This window comes from Streptomyces longisporoflavus (assembly GCF_014649775.1).
In the GTDB taxonomy this organism is placed as follows: domain Bacteria; phylum Actinomycetota; class Actinomycetes; order Streptomycetales; family Streptomycetaceae; genus Streptomyces; species Streptomyces longisporoflavus.
On sequence record NZ_BMTR01000003.1, the window covers coordinates 512,676 to 530,971 of the forward strand.

Annotated in this window: 14 protein-coding genes and 2 tRNA genes; 12 read left to right on the top strand and 4 right to left on the bottom strand. The window is 71.9% G+C overall.

Going from position 1 to position 18,296, the window contains the following annotated elements; translation table 11 throughout:
- Window positions 1-48 precede the first annotated feature (48 nt).
- From rsfS to IE226_RS08870, 3 genes are all read left to right on the top strand, one after another.
- Window positions 49-495: a ribosome silencing factor gene (gene rsfS, locus IE226_RS08860; RefSeq protein WP_190080469.1), complete on the top strand. Its 447-nt coding sequence runs from the start codon at window positions 49-51 to the stop codon at window positions 493-495.
- The gene (locus IE226_RS08865) at window positions 492-1,133 is read left to right on the top strand and encodes a histidine phosphatase family protein (protein WP_190080470.1); all 642 of its coding nucleotides are present in this window, start codon (window positions 492-494) and stop codon (window positions 1,131-1,133) included. Before rsfS ends, IE226_RS08865 begins: the two co-directional genes overlap by 4 nt.
- A 164-nt stretch (window positions 1,134-1,297) precedes the next feature.
- Window positions 1,298-1,370: transfer RNA gene (locus IE226_RS08870), tRNA-Ala, on the top strand.
- Between the two features lie 3 nt (window positions 1,371-1,373).
- Here the strand turns inward: IE226_RS08870 and IE226_RS08875 are convergent.
- Complete coding sequence (locus IE226_RS08875; RefSeq protein ID WP_229870641.1) at window positions 1,374-2,312, bottom strand: helix-turn-helix transcriptional regulator; 939 nt, start codon at window positions 2,310-2,312, stop codon at window positions 1,374-1,376.
- A gap of 94 nt (window positions 2,313-2,406) precedes the next feature.
- Between IE226_RS08875 and IE226_RS08880 the strand changes: the two genes are divergently transcribed.
- The 3 genes from IE226_RS08880 to IE226_RS08890 all read left to right on the top strand — a co-directional run bounded on the left by IE226_RS08880 (window position 2,407) and on the right by IE226_RS08890 (window position 4,433).
- Window positions 2,407-3,915, top strand: coding sequence for an MFS transporter (locus IE226_RS08880; protein WP_190080471.1), 1,509 nt, complete (start codon window positions 2,407-2,409; stop codon window positions 3,913-3,915).
- Between the two features lie 86 nt (window positions 3,916-4,001).
- Window positions 4,002-4,196 (top strand): IS1 family transposase, encoded by a 195-nt coding sequence (locus IE226_RS08885; RefSeq protein WP_190080472.1) that lies wholly within the window; start codon window positions 4,002-4,004, stop codon window positions 4,194-4,196.
- A 3-nt stretch (window positions 4,197-4,199) separates the two neighbouring features.
- Window positions 4,200-4,433, top strand: coding sequence for a hypothetical protein (locus tag IE226_RS08890; RefSeq protein WP_006137425.1), 234 nt, complete (start codon window positions 4,200-4,202; stop codon window positions 4,431-4,433).
- Here the strand turns inward: IE226_RS08890 and IE226_RS08895 are convergent.
- Window positions 4,412-5,668, bottom strand: coding sequence for a glycosyltransferase 87 family protein (locus tag IE226_RS08895; RefSeq protein WP_229870648.1), 1,257 nt, complete (start codon window positions 5,666-5,668; stop codon window positions 4,412-4,414). The two genes, IE226_RS08890 and IE226_RS08895, sit on opposite strands and share 22 nt — an antisense overlap.
- Window positions 5,669-5,779: 111 nt before the next feature.
- Here IE226_RS08895 and IE226_RS08900 point away from each other — a divergent pair.
- Window positions 5,780-5,852, top strand: a tRNA-Ala gene (locus IE226_RS08900).
- A gap of 82 nt (window positions 5,853-5,934) precedes the next feature.
- Here IE226_RS08900 and IE226_RS08905 read toward each other — a convergent pair.
- Entirely contained in the window at window positions 5,935-7,524 is a 1,590-nt protein-coding gene (locus IE226_RS08905; RefSeq protein ID WP_190080474.1) for an NADH-quinone oxidoreductase subunit NuoF family protein, read from the bottom strand.
- Entirely contained in the window at window positions 7,521-8,822 is a 1,302-nt protein-coding gene (locus IE226_RS08910; RefSeq protein ID WP_308429443.1) for a ferric reductase-like transmembrane domain-containing protein, read from the bottom strand. The genes IE226_RS08905 and IE226_RS08910 overlap by 4 nt, the downstream gene beginning before the upstream one ends.
- 414 nt (window positions 8,823-9,236) lie before the next feature.
- On the opposite strand from IE226_RS08910, the gene leuS reads away from it, so the two are divergent.
- From leuS to IE226_RS08935, 5 genes are all read left to right on the top strand, one after another.
- On the top strand, window positions 9,237-12,137 hold the full coding sequence (gene leuS, locus IE226_RS08915) for a leucine--tRNA ligase (RefSeq protein WP_190080475.1): 2,901 nt from the start codon (window positions 9,237-9,239) through the stop codon (window positions 12,135-12,137).
- Window positions 12,138-12,282: 145 nt separating this feature from the next.
- Complete coding sequence (locus IE226_RS08920; RefSeq protein WP_190080476.1) at window positions 12,283-13,053, top strand: hypothetical protein; 771 nt, start codon at window positions 12,283-12,285, stop codon at window positions 13,051-13,053.
- A gap of 135 nt (window positions 13,054-13,188) precedes the next feature.
- Window positions 13,189-14,034 (top strand): DegV family protein, encoded by an 846-nt coding sequence (locus IE226_RS08925; RefSeq protein WP_190080477.1) that lies wholly within the window; start codon window positions 13,189-13,191, stop codon window positions 14,032-14,034.
- Between the two features lie 499 nt (window positions 14,035-14,533).
- Complete coding sequence (locus IE226_RS08930) at window positions 14,534-15,292, top strand: ComEA family DNA-binding protein (protein ID WP_308429444.1); 759 nt, start codon at window positions 14,534-14,536, stop codon at window positions 15,290-15,292.
- Window positions 15,289-18,117, top strand: a complete 2,829-nt coding sequence (locus IE226_RS08935; RefSeq protein WP_190080479.1) for a ComEC/Rec2 family competence protein — start codon at window positions 15,289-15,291, stop codon at window positions 18,115-18,117. Before IE226_RS08930 ends, IE226_RS08935 begins: the two co-directional genes overlap by 4 nt.
- The last annotated feature ends 179 nt before the right edge of the window (window positions 18,118-18,296 follow it).

An 18,296-nucleotide genomic window follows, 5' to 3' on the forward strand; every position in this document is an offset into this window, starting at 1 on the left:
TCCGTGAGACCCTTGGTGTGTCTTGACCACCTGAAGGAAAGCTCAACTGTGACCGCCACGGACCGCTCCATCGAGCTCATCAAGGTCGCCGCTCAGTCGGCCGCCGACAAGCTCGCGCACGACATCATCGCGTACGACGTCAGCGACGTGCTGTCGATCACGGACGCGTTCCTGCTCGCCTCCGCGCCCAACGACCGCCAGGTCAAGTCGATCGTCGACGAGATCGAGGAGCGGCTGAACAAGGACCTCGGCGTCAAGCCGGTGCGCCGCGAGGGCGACCGCGAAGCCCGCTGGGTCCTCCTGGACTACGTGGACATCGTGGTGCACGTCCAGCACAGCGAGGAGCGTGTTTTCTACGCTCTGGAGCGGCTGTGGAAGGACTGCCCCGAGATCGAACTCCCCGCGGACGCCGTCGCGACCCGCGGCAAGGCCGCCGAGCACGCCGAGCAGCGCGCCGCGGAGGAGGCTGCCGATCTGGACGGTGAGCTTCGGTGAGCAGCCGCGGCTGCCGGGTGATCCTGTGGCGGCACGGCCAGACCGCCTGGAACCTGGAGCGCCGCTTCCAGGGCTCCACGGACATCGAGCTGACGGACACCGGTATCTCGCAGGCCAAGCGCGCCGCCCGGCTGCTCGCCTCGCTGAAGCCGGACGCCATCGTGGCGTCCGACCTCAAGCGGGCGGCGGCCACCGCGGGTGAGCTCGCCGCCCTCACCGGCCTCGACATCACCTACGAGCAGGGCCTCCAGGAGACCTACGCCGGTGAATGGCAGGGTCTGACGCACGACGAGATCATCGCGCGCTTCGGCGAGCAGTACGCCGCGTGGAAGCGCGGCGAGGCGGTGCGCCGGGGCGGCGGCGAGCTCGAGACCGAGGTCGCCGACCGGGCCGCGCCGATCGTCCTGCGCCACGCCGAGAAGCTGCCGGACAACGGCACGCTCGTGGTGGTCAGCCACGGCGGCACGATCCGCACCACCATCGGCCGTCTCCTCGGCCTGGAATCCCACCACTGGGAGAGCCTCGGCGGGCTCTCCAACTGCTGCTGGTCCGTGCTCGGCCAGGGCGCGCGGGGCTGGCGCCTGCTCGAGCACAACGCCGGCACGCTGCCGGAGCCGGTGCTCGGCGACGACGATTAGCCGCGGGCCGGGCGGGTGTGGGGGCGGGTGACAGAGCCGCTGGTCGGAGGGCCGGGGAGGGTCCGCCACCCGGATTTCACATTCCGGCCCGGCGCAGGCTAAAGTTCTTCTTGTTCGCCCGCCGAGCGGGAGAGAACATCACGCGGATCCATCGCGTGGCACACGGGGCTATAGCTCAGTTGGTAGAGCGCCTGCATGGCATGCAGGAGGTCAGGAGTTCAATTCTCCTTAGCTCCACAATCAGGATCCCGTCCTCATCAGAGGGCGGGATTCTTTCGTTCCCGGCGGGCCGTCAGCGTCCGGGGGTCTGAGCGCGCGAAGCTCGGCCGCCCGCATGCGGCTCTCCTCGTCGTCCGGGGTGTAGGCGACGATCCGGCATTCCGGCATGCCGTTGATGGACAGCGAGACCGACGTCATCCGCAGCTCACCGACCGCCTCGTGCCGGAAGGTCTTCACGCGCGGCCCCGGCGGGGCCACGTTTCCGCTCTCCCACAGCTCGGCGAAGTGCGTGCTCGCCGCGGACAGGCGGCGTATGAAGTCCTCCCAGGCGGGCTCGCCCACGTGCCGTCCGTACGAACTGCGCAGCGTCGCCACCATCACCGGCAGCTCCTCGTCGCGGAAGACCAGCGGGCAGACGGGGTCGGGCGCGATGAACAGCGTCCACAGCACGTTCGGCACCCCGAAGGCCTCCAGCTGGGGCACGAAGAAGAGATCGCGGTAGGCGGGGTTGGTGGCGAGGATGTCGTAGCGCGCGTTGTAGACCACCGCCGGACGCGGGTCGAGGGCGTCGATGATGCCCTGGATCTCCGGGCCGACGGTCGCGGGGGACGTGGTCTTGCGGACCGGCTCGCAGGGAACCTCGGCCAGGTGGTACAGATGCTCGCGCTCGGCCCTGTCGAGGCGCAGCGTGCGTGCCACGGCGTCCAGGACCTGCGCGGAGGCGTTGATCGGGCGGCCCTGCTCCAGCCACGTGTACCAGGTCACGCCGACTCCGGAGAGCTGGGCGACCTCCTCGCGGCGCAGGCCGGGCGTGCGGCGGCGCAGGCCCGGCTCCATGCCCACGTCGGCGGGCGTCACCCTGGCTCTGCGGCTCCGCAGGAAAGCGGCGAGCTCCGGCCTCCGTCGCTGAGTCGTCGTCCCCATCCGCGTCGCGTCCCCCGTCACCGTCACATCCCCCATCGTCGGTCCATGGCCCGGGGTTTGCCAGGTGCTGCCAGTACCAGCATCAGCGGGCTCTCGTTACCCGTACCAACTCGCCGCCACGCTCGGGCCCATGACAACGACCACCCCGTCCACCGCCGCACCGGGTCCCGTCGGCCCGGGTCCCGGTTCAGGTCCCGCATTCAGTAAAACCCCCGGCACTGACAATCGCCCCGGCCGAGTGCTCGCGGTCGTCATCGCCGCCCAGTTCATGGCGCTGCTCGACGTCTTCATCGTCAATGTCGCCGCGCCCACCATCCGCGGTGAACTGGGCGCGTCGGGCGCCGGGTTGCAGCTGGTGATCGCCGGATACACCATCACGTACGCCGTGCTCCTGATCACCGGCGCGCGGCTCGGTGACCGGCTCGGTCACCGCCGTCTCTACCTCGTGGGCCTCACGGTCTTCACCGTCGCCTCGCTCGCCTGCGGACTCAGCCGGGGGACGGGCGAGTTGATCGCCTTCCGGCTGTTGCAGGGCGCGGGTTCGGCGCTTCTCATCCCGCAGGTCCTCAGCCTGATCCAGCGAAACTTCACCGGCGAGGCGCGGACCAGGGCGCTCGGCGCGTACGCGGCCGTGCTCGCCGTCGGGGCCGCCGCGGGGCAGGTGCTCGGCGGGATCCTGGTCAGCGCCGACCTGTTCGGCACGAGTTGGCGACCGGTGTTCCTGGTGAACGTGCCGGTGGGCGCGGTTCTGTTGATCACGGCGGGACGTGTGCTGCCGCGTGACGGGGGCGCCGCCGAGAAGCCGGGGGATCAGGGAGCCGGGCGGCGGGTGCGCGGGCTCGATCTGCCGGGGCTCGTGCTGCTCGGTGCCGCTGTCTCGCTGCTCACCGTGCCGCTGGTGCTCGGTCAGCAGGAGGGCTGGCCGCTGTGGTCCTGGCTCTCGCTCGGCTCGGCGGCGGTGCTCTTCACGCTCTTTTGCGCATACGAGTCCCGGCTCGCCCGCAGGGGCGGCGCGCCGCTGATCGCGCCGGGGGTGCTGCGCATCCCGGGCATGGGCCTCGCGGTCTTCAGGATCACCGCGGTGATGGCGGTCAACGCCGGCTTCCTGTTCGTGCTCACGCTGCACATCCAGGGCGGTCTCGGCTACAGCGCGCTGCGTGCCGGTCTGACGTTCGCGCCGACCGCCGTCGTCTTCGGCGCGGTCGGCCTGACCTGGCGGCGGTGGCCCGCGGTGGTGCAACGGGCGCTGATCCCCGCCGGGTTCGCGCTCACCGCGGTGTCGGCGGTCGCGGTGGGTCTGCTCCTGCGGGACGGCGGGGAGGGCGGACCGTGGCTTTACGCGGCCTTCGCGGGCATCGGGGCGGGGCTCTCCCTGGGGTTCAGCCCGACGCTCACCCGGGCGCTCTCCACGGTGCGGCCCGAGGACGCCGCGGACGCCAGCGGCCTTCTCTCGACGGTCGCTCAGCTCGGCCAGTTGATCGGCGTGGCGTGTTTCGGGGCACTTTTCCTCAACCGGCTTGAGTCACAAGGGGCTGCGGAGGCGTATTCATCCGCGGACGCGCTCTTGGTGTGCGCATACGCCCTGGCCGGGGCGGCCGTGCTGGGCGCCGTGTCCGGACTGGTACGACTGCGTCGCTGACCGGGTCGCTCGGGCCATGGCAGAATCGGACAGCCGGAAGGGGACCGCACCAGACCACCGATTGTGACCCGACGGGAGGGAGAGCGATGCCTGCGAGCATCCTCGATGAGGCCGCCGGCCCCATCGCAGTGGCCGCGCCACGCCGCGCTGCCGCTCCCTCCGCGGTGATCACCCCCCTCCTCACCTGTCCGTCCTGCGGTTCGTCCCATGTCGCGCAAGTACTCGGCGACAACGGCGGTGTCTCGTACGTGTGCACGGCCTGCGGCCGCAGCTGGAGCTGATCGATGGGTGCACACAGGCGGAAGTGCGACTGGTGTGGCAGTGGTACGCCGATCGTCCGCGACATGGAACCGGTCAACCAGGACTACCAGTACTGGTGCGAGGAGTGCGCGCGGGCGCTGATCATAAAGGGCGACCCCATCGAGACGTACCGCGAGCTCGAAGGGGAGCCGATCTATGGCCGGCTGCTCGACGAACACTGCACGCTCAAGCGCTTCTACTCCTTCGCCACGGCCTGATCCCGGGCCGGGCCCGTCGTCCGGCCTCGGGTCCGTCGTCCGACCTCGCCCAGCAGGAACGCGAAAGCGGTCCCTACGTAGAGAGCTGACAGCGTCATCTCGCCATAATTCTGGTCGAGTTCAAGCCGTCCCGCGCCATGCGGGACCCACCACAGGGCGTACGAACAGAAGACGAGCACCGCGGCTCCGGTGGCCGTCCACCGTGCCCGGCCGCCCCGGCGCACCGCCTCCGTCCACAGGAGCAGCCCCATCGGTACGCACCACACCCAGTGGTGCGACCACGACACCGGGCTGACCAGGAGCGCGGTCACCGCACAGGCGACCGCGGCCCGTGCGTGCTCGCCGCGCAGCGCCGCGCGCACCGCCGCCGTGAGCCCGAGGACGCCCGCCGCCGCGGCGGTCGCCACCCACAGGGCGCCGGGCTCGTCGGTGTGCAGGAGCCGCGCGAGGACCCCGCGCAGCGACTGGTTCGCGGTGTCCTCGGCGAGCCCCACCCGGCCCGCCTCGAAGACCATCCGGGTCCAGAAGCGCCAGGAGTCGTACGGCAGGACGGCGGCTGCGACCAGCGTCACACCGGTGAACGCGGCGGCCGCCACGCACGCGCGGCGGACGGGCGCGCGCCAGGGCCCGCGCCGCGCGGCCTCGGCGGCGCCCGTGAGCAGCAGGAACACCGCGAAGAGCGCGGGCGTGAGCTTGACCGCCGCCGCGATGCCGATGCCGGCCCCCGCCCAGCGGTGACCGGGGCGCCGGGACAGATCCCACAGGACCAGGACGGCGAGCAGCAGATTGATCTGCCCGTACCGCAGGGTCGTCCACACCGGCTCCGCCCACACGGCGAGCGCGGACACCCACAAAGCGGCCTCCACGCGCGCGTGCCCGGTCCTGTCGACCGGCGCGACGAGGCGGAGGGCCAGGTGCGCGAACGCCACCAGGAGGAGCAGATTCCCGAGCGTGGCGAGCGTGCGCATGTCCGCCGTCTCCAGGAGCGTCAGCGGGGTGAACAGCAGGGCCGCGAACGGCGGGTAGGTGGTGGGCAGATGGGCCTCGGTGGTGCGCAGTGCGTAGAGATCGCCGCCCGCCCGGACGGTCTCGCCCTCGGCGCGGTAGACCATCAGGTCGATCATCGAGACGTCCGCGGCGCGCTGCGCCAGCCAGAAGGCCGTGAAGGAGAGCAGGCATGCCCCGGCGGCGAGGGGCACGCGATGGCGGGCGCCGACAAGCGCGATCACGGTCACGAAGGCTGACAGTACCGGCCGTATCCGTACAGACCGGAAACGATTTGGTGGAGCACGGGGAGGACCGTGTAATGTTGGCGGAGCCGCCGGGGAAACCGGGCGGACAAGCAAGGGGCTATAGCTCAGTTGGTAGAGCGCCTGCATGGCATGCAGGAGGTCAGGAGTTCAATTCTCCTTAGCTCCACAGGAAATGAGAGCGGGCCACCCGGATCGGGTGGCCCGCTCTCGTATGTCGTCGACTGCCTCCTGGCGGGTCGCCCGCCGGGTCACTGCCGTCCGCTGCCGAGCGCCCTGCGGCCACGGCCGGGCGGGAGCGCGAGCGGCAGCGCCGTGCGCGGCGCGGGCCGGTACGGGTCCTCCTCGATGCGCAGCGCGAGCGCGGGACAGCGGCGTACGGCACGTGCGGCACGCGCTTCGGAGTACCGCGGTACGGAGGCTTCCGCCACGGAGGGGAAGCCGTCGGGGCCCAGCTGGATCAGCTCGGGGACGATGTCCGCGCACAGCCCGTGGCCCTGGCAGAGCGTCCAGTCGACGGCCAGCTTGCGGCCGCTGGGGGCCTCGGCCTGCGGAGTGTCCTCCTGGAGCGGCAGGACACCCTCCATGGGGCGGCCGCAGCCGCCGCCCAGGACGTGGGCGGCGAGGTCGTCCGTGAACGCGGAGATCGTGGACTCGATGAACGCCGCCGTTCCGTCCGGGTGCTTGCAGGCGCCGCGCCGCTTCACGGCCCGTGTCACCTCGCGCAGCGCCTCCAGGGCGGTGGGGCCGCCGCCGTCCAGGACGTCCGCGAGGCCGCGGGCCGCCGCGGGAAGGCCCAGATAGCAGGGGCCGCACTGGCCCGCGCTCTCGGCGGCCAGCCAGTTCGCCACGTGCAACGACTCCCCGAGCGGGCAGGTCGCCGGGCCGATCGGCAGGATCGCGCCCGCGCCGAGCGCACCGCCGCAGGCCTCCAGGGACGCGCGTGAGACGACCGCGTCATGAGCGGTGACCGCGTCGAGCCACTTGCCGTGATAGCCGCCCGTCAGGACGCCCTGGGGGAGCGGCGGGGCGCCGGCCAGTTGCAGGACGTACCGCAGGGGCACTCCCGTGGGGACCTCGACCACCATGGGCCGGGCGACGGCTCCGGAAACGGTGAGCAGGACCGTGCCGGGCTCCTCGCGCAGGCCGGTGCGGCAGTAGCGGTCGGGGCCGATCCGGGCGGCGATCGCGAGCTGGGCGAAGGTCTCCGCGTTGGAAAGCAGGGTGGGCGCGCCGCCCACTCCGGAGTCGGAGGTGCGCACCTTGCGCCCCGGAGGCACCGGCGGGCCGCCGTCCGCCGAGCGCACCAGGGCCGAGGACTCTCCGGTCACCATGCGCACCGGGTTGCGCTGCACGCGCGCGCGGATGCTCGATCCGCGCCGATTGGTCAGGCCGCGTTCGGAGAGCGCCGCGAGCATCGAGGACTCGGTGGAGTCCCGGGTCACGCCCACGACCAGCGTGCGGGCGCCCAGGGCCTCGGCGGCAAGGAGGGCGCCGTCGAGGATGAGGTGCGGGGCGCGGTTGATCAGGACGGTGTCCTTGCGGCAGGCGGGTTCGTCCTCGCTGCCGTTGACGACGACCACGGGGCGCACGCCCCGGCGTATCGCCGCGTCGGCGACCGCGCGCAGCTTCTTGGCGAAGGGGAAGCCCGCGCCGCCCCTGCCGCGCAGCGAGATCGCCTCGGAGAGGGAGGCGAGGGCTTCGCCCGCCATGGGTTCGAGCGGTCCGTGCACCTTGAGGTGCATCGCCAGGTCGAGACGCTCGACCAGATCGAAGCCCGAGGTCAGGAGCGGAAGCCCGACGACGCGGACTTCGGGGACGTCGGGCAGCGACGCGTTCACTTGGGGCCTCCGGTGGCGGCGTTCCAGGGCTCTCCCGAACTCGGCGCCTGGAAGGTGTGGGGCAGCGGTTCAGTGGCGGGGCCGCTGTCGTACGGGGCTTGGTGGGGAACTTCGTACGGAGGGTTGTGCGGGGGGTCGTACGGGGGGGCGTACGGGGGGTTGTGGGCCGCGTCGTACTGCGGGTCGTACGCGGCGTCGTGGGATCGGTAGGAGGTGGTCTCGGCGTCGTACGCGGTGGTGTGGGTGTCGTACGGGGTGGTGTCGTACGGGGTGGCGTTGTGCGAGGACGTGTCATACGCGGTGGTGTCGTACGGGATGTGGGGTGCCTCCGCCGGGGGAGGCGGGGACGGGGACGGCCAGCGGGGCGGCGGGTCGGTGCTCTGCACGACCTGCGTGGGCCGGTCCGTGGAGGCCAGGACGCGGTAGGCCGCGGCGATGCCGACCACCGGGGGGTCGGGCGCCGGGTCGGAGGCGCGGCCGGGAGAGGCGGCGGCCGTGCCGGGGAGCGGGGACTCGGCGGTGTCACGGCGGGCGGGCTCCCTGCCGCCCGCCCGGCCGTCCGGTTCGAGGAGCGCCAGAATCCGGGCGGCCACCTTCCGCTTCAGTGGCAGCGGGGCCGCGCGCAACGCGACCGCACCCGCGACGGCGACCAGGCACAGGCAGTACATGACGATCACCCACGGCTTGGGCGCGCGTCCCGCGTACAGACCGTGGACGAGCGCCGAACACCAGGCGGGGTAGGCGAGCATGTGCAGCGCCCGCCAGCGCGAGGCGACCTGGGCTGGCGAGGCGAAGGCGCTGCGCAGGGCCCCGGTGACGCCCGTGACCACCATCAGGAGCCCCGCGAGCGAGCCGAGGCCGATGAGGCCGTCGCTGCCCGAGAAGCCGAGCCCGAAGGGGATGAGGGCGCCGACCGGCGACACGTGATCGAGCGCGAGTTTGACGGTGACGTGGAGCAGCAGGAACCCGATGGAGGCGACGGCGGTGGCCCGGTGCACGGCCTGGGCGAGCAGTCGCTGACGGGAGTGCAGGAAGAGGCGGTCCGTGGCGACCAGGCCCCAGACGACGGCGGCGGTCAGGGAGACCAGGGACAGGACGCCGGTGGTGAAGTCGAGGGCGGCGCGGAACGCGTCGCTGCCGAGTATCACGATCAGGGGTATCAGCAGCAGCGCGGCGGTGGTCAGGACGCCGCGCGTGGTTCTGCTCGGTTCGGGGAAGGCTGCGAACGTACGGCTTTGGCGGCTGGTGCGGGCGGAGCTGTCGGTGCGGCTCTTGCGATGAGGATTCAGAGGGTTCATGGGGGCGACTCCGAAATGGCTCGATCGCCGCATGCTAAGTGGCCTCATACCAGTGAGTACGAGGTTTGAGTTATTGCGTTGTTATCCAATCGCGACTCGATCTTGGTGTTGCCCCGATAGCGGGCGGTACGCGGAGTAACCCTTGGCCAAAGGTGGAGCTCCGGGCCTTTCGCGGCTCGGCGAGCGGCGCGGCACCGTGCGGTGGAACCTCGTCGCGGGCCGCCTGAGCGCTGCGGTACCCTGACGCCATGCGTGCCGTACGCCTTCTGCTTAGCGGGCCGCGCTGATCAGTCCCGACCGCCGGAACATCGCGGTCGGCATCGGCGCGGCGTCCCCTCCTGTGTGAGGGGCTTTTTCATTTGGCCGGGACGGTCATTTCCGCAGGCAGAGACGATCGATGGAGCTTTGAGGATCATGAGCGAGACGAATTCTGCTGCCGCCTCCGAGGTGGCCGCACCGCACCGCTACACGGCCGCCCTGGCCGCCGAGATCGAGGCACGCTGGCAGGACTTCTGGGACGCCGACGGCACGTACGAGGCGCCCAACCCGAGCGGCGACCTGGCGCCGCGGGACGACGCGCAGGCGGCGCTGGCCGCCAAGCCCAAGCAGTTCATCATGGACATGTTCCCCTACCCCTCCGGAGCGGGCCTGCACGTCGGCCACCCCCTGGGGTACATCGCCACGGACGTCTACGCGCGCTTCCAGCGCATGACGGGCCACAACGTCCTGCACACCCTGGGCTTCGACGCCTTCGGCCTGCCCGCCGAGCAGTACGCCGTCCAGACGGGCACGCACCCGCGGGTCTCCACCGAGGCCAACATGGAGAACATGCGGACGCAGCTGCGCGCCCTGGGCCTGGGCCACGACAAGCGCCGCACCTTCGCGACGATCGACCCGGACTACTACAAGTGGACCCAGTGGATCTTCGTACAGATCTTCAACTCCTGGTACGACGCCGACGCCGCGAAGGCCCGCCCGATCGCCGACCTGGTCGCACAGTTCGACAGCGGTGAGCGTGCCGTACCGGGCACCACGCGCGCGTGGAGCGAGCTGGACGCCGCGGAGCGCGCGGAGGTGCTGAGCGACTACCGCCTGGCGTACGCCTCCGACGCCCCCGTCAACTGGTGTCCCGGCCTGGGCACCGTCCTGGCGAACGAGGAGGTCACCGCCGACGGCCGGTCCGAGCGCGGCAACTTCCCCGTCTTCAAGGCCAAGCTGCGCCAGTGGAACATGCGCATCACCGCGTACGCCGACCGCCTGCTGGACGACCTGGACGGTCTCGACTGGCCCGAGGCCATCAAGCTGCAGCAGCGCAACTGGATCGGCCGCTCCGAAGGCGCGCGCGTCGACTTCCCGGCCGGCTCCGAGGGCGATGCGATCACCGTCTTCACCACCCGCCAGGACACCCTGTTCGGCGCCACCTACATGGTCCTGGCGCCCGAGCACGAGCTGGTCGAGAAGCTGATCCCGGAGGCCTGGCCCGAGGGCACCCACGAGGTGTGGACCGGCGGGCACGCCACCCCCGCCGAGGCGGTCGCCAAGTACCGCGCGTTCGCAGCGTCCAAGTCCGACGTGGAGCGCCAGGCCGACGCCAAGGAGAAGACCGGCGTCTTCACCGGCGTCTACGCCACCAACCCGGTCAGCGGCGAGCAGGTCCCCGTCTTCATCGCCGACTACGTCCTGATGGGCTACGGCACCGGCGCGATCATGGCCGTCCCGGCCCACGACAGCCGCGACTTCGCCTTCGCGCGCGCCTTCAACCTGCCCATGCGCTGTGTGGTCGAGCCGTCCGACGACCGCGGCACCGACACGTCTACGTGGGACGACGCCTTCTCCTCGTACGAGGCGAAGCTGATCAACTCCACGAACCCGGAGATCTCGCTGGACGGTCTGGACGTCGCCGGCGCCAAGGCGCGCATCACCGGCTGGCTGGCCACCCGCGGCATCGGCGAGGGCACCGTCAACTTCCGCCTGCGCGACTGGCTGTTCAGCCGCCAGCGCTACTGGGGCGAGCCCTTCCCGATCGTCTACGACGAGGACGGCGTCGCCCACGCGCTGCCCGAGTCGATGCTGCCCCTGGAGCTGCCGGAGGTCGACGACTACTCCCCGCGCACCTTCGACCCGGACGACGCGGAGACCTCTCCGGAGACGCCGCTGTCCCGCAACGAGGACTGGGTCAACGTCACCCTGGACCTGGGCGACGGGCCCAGGAAGTACCGCCGCGAGACCAACACGATGCCCAACTGGGCCGGTTCGTGCTGGTACGAACTGCGCTACGTGGACCCGCACAACGACCAGAAGCTGGTCGACCCGGCCATCGAGCAGTACTGGATGGGCCCGCGTGAGGGCCAGCCGACGGGCGGCGTCGACCTGTACGTGGGCGGCGCCGAGCACGCCGTGCTGCACCTGCTGTACGCCCGTTTCTGGTCGAAGATCCTGTTCGACCTGGGGCACATCTCGTCCAGCGAGCCGTTCCACAAGCTGTTCAACCAGGGCATGATCCAGGCCTACGTCTACCGTGACAGCCGCGGCTTCCCGGTGCAGGCCACCGAGGTCGAGGAGCGCGACGGCAAGTACTTCTTCCAGGGCGAGCCGGTCAAGCGCGAGCTGGGCAAGATGGGCAAGTCCCTGAAGAACGCGGTCACTCCGGACGAGATCTGCGAGGAGTACGGCGCCGACACCCTGCGCCTGTACGAGATGGCGATGGGCCCGCTGGACGTCTCGCGGCCGTGGGACACGCGCGCGGTGGTCGGCCAGTACCGTCTGCTGCAGCGCCTGTGGCGACTGATCGTCGACGAGTCGACCGGTGAGGTCACGGTCGCCGACGTCGCGGAGTCCGACATCGCCGAGGGCACGCTGCGCGCCCTGCACAAGGCGATCGACGGCGTGCGCCAGGACCTGGACAACATGCGGTTCAACACCGGTATCGCCAAGATCACCGAGCTGAACAACTACCTGACCAAGGAGGGCGGCACGCTGCCGCGCTCGGTCGCCGAGCGCCTGGTGCTGCTGATCGCCCCGCTGGCCCCGCACGTCGGCGAGGAGCTGTGGCGCAAGCTGGGCCACACCGACTCGGTCGTCCACCAGGACTTCCCCGTGGCCGACCCGGCGTACGTCGTGGACGAGGCCGTGACCTGCGTCGTGCAGATCAAGGGCAAGGTCAGGGCGCGTCTGGAGGTCTCCCCGTCGATTTCGGACGAGGAGCTGGAGAAGGTGGCCCTGGGTGACGAGAGGGTGGTGGCGGCGCTGGACGGCGCCGGGATCCGCAAGGTCATCGTGCGCGCGCCGAAGCTGGTGAACATCGTTCCGGCCTGACGCCGGGCGCTGCACGCGTGCGAGGGGGCATGAGGGTAGTCCCCTACGGGCAGGTTGGGGGTTCCGCTGGAACCCTCGGCCTGCCCTTTGCGTTTACCGTTGAAGAGTCGATGCGGAACTAGCCGCAGGACCCGGGAGGAGCGTCATGGAGGCCGTGGGCGTGATCGTGGCGCTGCTTGTCGTGCTGTTTCTGGTTTTTGGTGTGTACATGACGGTGAAGGCGGTCGGTGCCGCCAAGCGGAGCGTGGACCGCACGATCTCGCAGGCCCGCCGGTCGGTGGAGGACACGACCCTGCGCGCGAAGAGCTTCGCGCAGGTGGGCCCGGCCGCCGAACTGGCCCAGCTGCGACTCTCGTTGCGTACGTCGATGCGGGCCACGCAGGACGCTTTGCAGGCAGGCGCGGTCGAAGACACCTCGCTCAAGGAGTCCCTGGGACTCTTCGAGCGGCTCAGCGCGCACGGGCACGAGCTGGACGGAGAGCTCCGGCGTCTTGAGCGGGACCCCGACAGGACGGCCCTGGCCGAGCGGCTGCCCGCACTGCGTGAGCGCACGGCGCAGATCACGAAGTCGGCGGACTCGCTGCGGTGGGTGGTGCGGGACCGGGCCCACCGTTTCGCGGACGACGACCTGGACTCGCTGAGCTCCCAGATCGACCTGGAGACGGGCGCGCTGCGGCACTGGACCAAGGAGCCCGCGCCCGCGCAGACCCCCGCCGCGTGGCCCGAGCCCGAGCAGGCTCCGGACGCGGGCAAGGCGGAGCAGACCTGGCCCGAGCCGTCGGCGCCGTCGGAGCAGCAGGGGCGGCCGGAGCAGGCGAAGCCGTCCGCATCGGAGGAGCGGCCCGCCATCACGCCGCCCGCTGCGCGGCCCTCGTACCCCTGGGAGAAGCGCGCCAGGCCCGAGAGCACGACGTGATGACGCGGGGGACCCGGCAGGCGATCCCGCAGGCGATCCGGCGGGCGGTCTGGCACGGCAGGGAGCGCGGCTGGCAGACTGGTCGGCACGAGACCGGGCTGCCGTCGGCCGCTCCCGGCAGGTAATCTCCACCGCATGTCCCGTCATGTCGCGATCGTCACGGATTCAACGGCCTATCTGCCGCAGCGGACGATGGAACGGCACGGCATCACAGCGGTACCCCTGACCGTGGTCCTCGGTGACCAGGCGCTCGAAGAGGGTACGGAGATCTCCGCCCGCTCCCTGGCCCTCGCGCTGCAGAAGCGGCGTTCCGTGACGACCTCTCGGCCGAGCCCGGAAGTCTTCGCGCAGACCTATCGCAGGGTCGCCGAGTCGGGCGCTTCGGCCATCGTCTCGCTGCATCTGTCCGCCGAGTTCTCGGGCACCTACGACGCGGCGGTCCTGGCGGCGAAGGACGCTCCGGTGCCGGTACGGGTCGTGGACACCGGAATGGTCGCGATGGCACTGGGCTTCTGCGCTCTCTCCGCGGCGGAGGCGGCCGAGGCCGGTGGTTCCGCGGACGAGGCGGTGACCGCGGCGGAGAAGCGGGCCGCGAACACGTCCGCGTACTTCTACGTCGACACGCTGGACTATCTCCGCCGGGGCGGCCGGATCGGCGCCGCACAGGCGCTGTTGGGCTCGGCGCTCGCGGTGAAGCCGCTGCTCGAGCTGGACGGCGGGCGCATCGAGATGCTGGAGAAGGTGCGGACCGCGTCCAAGGCGATCGCCCGCCTGGAGGAGATCGCGGTCGAGCGGGCCGGGTCGGACCGCGTCGACATCGCGGTGCATCATCTGTCCGCTCCCGAGCGGGCCTCGACCCTCGCGGACCGGCTCAGGGACCGGCTGCCCGACCTGGCGGAGCTGCACGTCAGCGAGGTCGGCGCGGTGATCGGGGCGCACACTGGGCCGGGGCTGCTGGGGGTTGTGGTTTCGCCTCGGTGAGGTGCGCCGGGCTTGCCTCGGTGAGGGGCGTGGGGCTCGTCTCGGGGTGAGGGGTGCCTTTCGGGTGATGGGGTTATCCACAACTGGTGGGTAATCCACGGTAATTGCCCAAGATCAACAACTTTCCGCCGTGGTGCCTAGCGTCGTCGGCATGACACTTCGATCTCTTCCACGCACACCTGCCGCAACGAGCGGACCGGGGCGCGGTCCGGCGTCCGACGGTCGCTCCTCCGATGGCCGCGAGCGATATCAGCGCGCCCGCAGGCGGGCGGCCCGGCGCAGACACACTGCGGGGGAGGCGCGGGCTTCGGGCGAGGCGCGGGCGCTGGCGTTGCGGCAGCGGGCGGAGGCGCTCTTCGCCGAGCCTGTACGGGGGGACGGCGGAGGGGGGTTGAGCCCGGGGGCGGCGCTGGGTGCTGGGGGGTCGGATGCCTCGGATGTGGGAGGTCAACCGCAGCCGATGTTGTCGGCTCGAAGCTCCGTTCCGGCTCAGGAGCCCGTGTCGAACGCGGACGGGGGTGAGCAGGCGCCGCCGTCGCGGGGGCGGGTGGGGCTTGCTGTGCGGGAGCGGTTGCCGTTGTGGCTGCAGACGCGTTGCGGACTCGAGAAGCGGAGCGTCGTCGCCCTCGTGGTGGTCATCGCCCTTGCCGGAGTCTTCGCCGTCCAGCATTTCTGGGCGGGGCGGACGCAGCCGGTGCGGGCGCCGGACGTGGTCGGTGCGGCGCCCGATCAGGGCGCGGAGCCGTCTGCGTCTCCCGGAGCCTCGCCTGTTCCAGGGGGCGGTGGTCAGGCGGTGGCCGGGGCGGGCGGCGAGGTCGTCGTGGACGTCAGCGGGAAAGTCCGTAGCCCGGGGATGCAGCGGCTGCCCGCGGGCTCCCGGGTCGCCGATGCGCTGAAGGCCGCGGGCGGGGTCCGTCCAGGTGTGGACACGGTCGGTCTCAACCGTGCTCGTCTGCTCGTCGACGGTGAACAGGTGGCGGTGGGCGCGCCGGCTGCGGATCCGGCTGCTCCGGCGGTGCCTGGCGGCGCGGGGTCGGCCGCCGGGTCGGCGGGGGCGAGTCCCGCCGCACAGGTCACCCTCAACACGGCCACCATCGACCAGCTCGACGAACTGCCCGGCGTGGGACCCGTGCTGGCCCAGCACATCATCGACTACCGCACGGAACACGGCGGTTTCCGCTCGGTGGACGAACTGCGCGAGGTCAATGGAATCGGCGACAAGCGCTATGCCGACCTGCAGAATCTTGTGCGGCCATGAGGTCGGGGCGGCGGAGGGCCGTGGGGACGGCCGGGGGTGCAACGCCGCCGGGTGCCGTCGCCGCTGACGGTTTGTCGGGGAATGGCGGTTCGTCGGGGGGTGACGGTTCGTCGGGACGCCCGCTCGGAGATTCCCAGCCCCGGCAGGAGGGCCCGCTGGACCTGCGTCTTGTTCCGCCCGCTCTGGCGGCTTGGGGAACGGCGGCGCTGGCCCTGGACGCCCCGCCCCGGTGGGTGATCGCCGCCGTGGTGGTCTGTGTGGTGGTGGCAGGCGCGCTGTTGGTGACGTGGACGGTGCGGGGGCGGTTGACGGGGGAGGGGGCGGGGAGCGGCCAGGGGCGTGCCCGACGAGATACCCGGCGGAGGGATGCGCCGGGGCCGGAGGGACTCCGGGGCGAGCGGCTCCTGGATGTGCGGCTCTCAGACGGGCGGCTTTCGGACGTGCGGCTCGCGGGCCGGCGGCCGTCCTGGAGGCGGGTTTCGGTGGCGGCCGCGCTGCTTTGTGCTGCGGCCGGAGGTGCCTCGGCTGCGCTGCACGGGGCCGACCTGCACAGGGGCCCGGTCCCTGAACTGGCCCGCGAGTACGCCCATGCGGAGGTCGAGGTGGAGGTGACTTCCGATCCCCGGCTCACGCGTCCCCGCGTCACGGGGGCCCATGCGGTGCCGCCCTCCGTCATGCTGGACGCGGAGATCGTCCGCGTTACGTCGGCCGAGGGCAAGACCGCGGTGACCCGCACGCCGGCGCTGCTCTTTGCGGAGGACGGAGACGGGGGTTCGGGCGACGCCCCCGCCCACAGGGGCCCCGCCCGTGAGGACACCGCCGACCCCTGGCCCAGGGAGCGCTGGCTCGGGCTCCTCCCCTCGACCAGGCTCCGGCTCCGGGCGGACCTCGCGCCTCCCCTGCCGCAGAGTGACCGCATCGCGGCGGTTGTCCGGGTGGCCGGAGGGCAGGCGCCGCGGGTGATCGAGGCGCCGTCAGGGCCGCAGCGCCTGGCGGGGCGATTGCGCAGCGGGTTGCGGGAGGCCACGAACGGGTTGCCGCCCGATGCCCGCGCGCTGTTGCCCGGTCTCGTGGTCGGGGACACCTCCCGCGTACCGCCCGATCTCGAGGAGGCCTTCAGGGCGACCGATCTGACCCACCTGCTCGCCGTCAGCGGGGCCAATCTCACGATCGTCCTCGCCCTGCTCATCGGCCCGCCCGGCCTTGCGCAACGTGCCGAGCGGCGGGGTATCGCACCCCGGCTCGGGATCTCGCTCCGGGCGACCGCGCTGATGGGCGGGGTGCTCACCCTCGGCTTCGTCATCGTCTGCCGTCCGGACCCGAGCGTGCTCCGTGCTGCGGCCTGCGGTCTCGTCGCGCTGCTCGCTCTCGGAACGGGGCGACGCCGGTCGCTGATCCCGGCCCTGGCCACGGCCGTACTGCTGCTGGTCCTGTACGACCCGTGGCTGGCCCGCAGCCCCGGCTTTCTGCTCTCCGTACTCGCCACCGGCGCCCTGCTCACCCTCGCTCCGGGGTGGAGCGCCGCCCTGCGACGGCGCGGGGTTCCGCCGCGCCTGGCCGAGGCGTTGGCCGCGGCGGGTGCGGCGCAGGCGGTGTGCGCGCCAGTCGTGGCCGTCCTCGCGGCGCGGGTGAGCCTGGTGGCGGTGCCCTGCAACCTCCTCGCGCAGGTCGCCGTCGCGCCCGCCACGGTCCTCGGCTTCGCCACGCTTGCCATCGCTCCGTTCGCGATGCCGGTGGCCAAGGTCTTCGCCTGGTGCGCGGGTTGGCCGGTCGCTTGGATCGCGGACATCGCCCGTACGGGGGCGGCTCTGCCGGGGAGCGGAGTCGACTGGCCCGGCGGATGGCACGGCGGTCTGCTGCTCGCCCTCGCCACGGTCGGCGTGGTCCTTGTCGGCCGCAGGCTCCTGCGGCACCCCTGGCTCAGTGCGGCCTGCGCCCTGCTGCTCCTCCTCGCCATCGTGCAGCCTGCGCCCCTTACCAGGGTGATCGCGGGGTGGCCGCCGCCGGGGTGGCGGTTCGCGATGTGTGACGTCGGCCAGGGAGACGCCACCGTGCTCGCCGCCGGTGACGGGGCGGGGGTGGTCGTCGACGCGGGCCCTGACCCGGTGCTCGTGGACCGCTGCCTGAGTTCGCTCGGGGTGACGCGCGTGCCGCTCGTCGTGCTGACCCACTTCCACGCGGACCATGTGGCGGGCCTGCCGGGGGTGCTGCGAGGGCGTTCGGTCGGGGCTATCCAGACGACGGGGTATCAAGAGCCGCCCGAACAGGTGCGGTTCGTACGTGAGCAGGCTGCCGTCCATCGCATTCCGGTGAGCCGTGCCGTGGCGGGGGAGCGGCGCCGCACGGGCGGGGGCGTTCTCGACTGGCAGGTGCTGTGGCCCGGGGCGGAGGGGCCGGGCGCGGTGTCGGCTCCCGAGGGGCCGAACGACGCCAGCGTCACCCTGCTCGTCCGCGCCCGGGGAGTGACCCTGCTCCTGCTCGGCGATCTGGAACCGCCGGCCCAGCGAGCCCTGTCGCGCACACCGGCAGTGGCGGCGTTGCCGCCCGTGGACGTGCTCAAGGTCGCCCATCACGGCTCGGCCTATCAGGACCCCGGCCTCCTGCGGCGGACCGCGCCACGCCTCGCCCTCATCTCCTGCGGCAGGGGTAACTCGTACGGGCATCCGGCGCCCCGTACGGTCGCGGCGTTGCGGGCCGGGGGAGCGGAGGTGCTGCGGACGGATACGAGCGGTGCGATCGCGGTGATCGGGCCGCCCGGCGGTTCGGCGGCCGGGTCGGCGGACGGAAAGGCTCCGACCCTGCGGGTGGCGACACGACCGCCCTAGGGGACGGTGAGCGGCGAGCGGCGAAGTGGCGAGCGCCGTATGAACCCACGAGCCGACGAGCCCATGAGCTCACGACCCCATGAGCCCACGAGCCCACGAGCGCATGAGCCCACGAGCCCACGAGCTGACGAGCCCACGAGCCCACGAGCCGACGAGCCCACGAACCTATGAGTCCACGA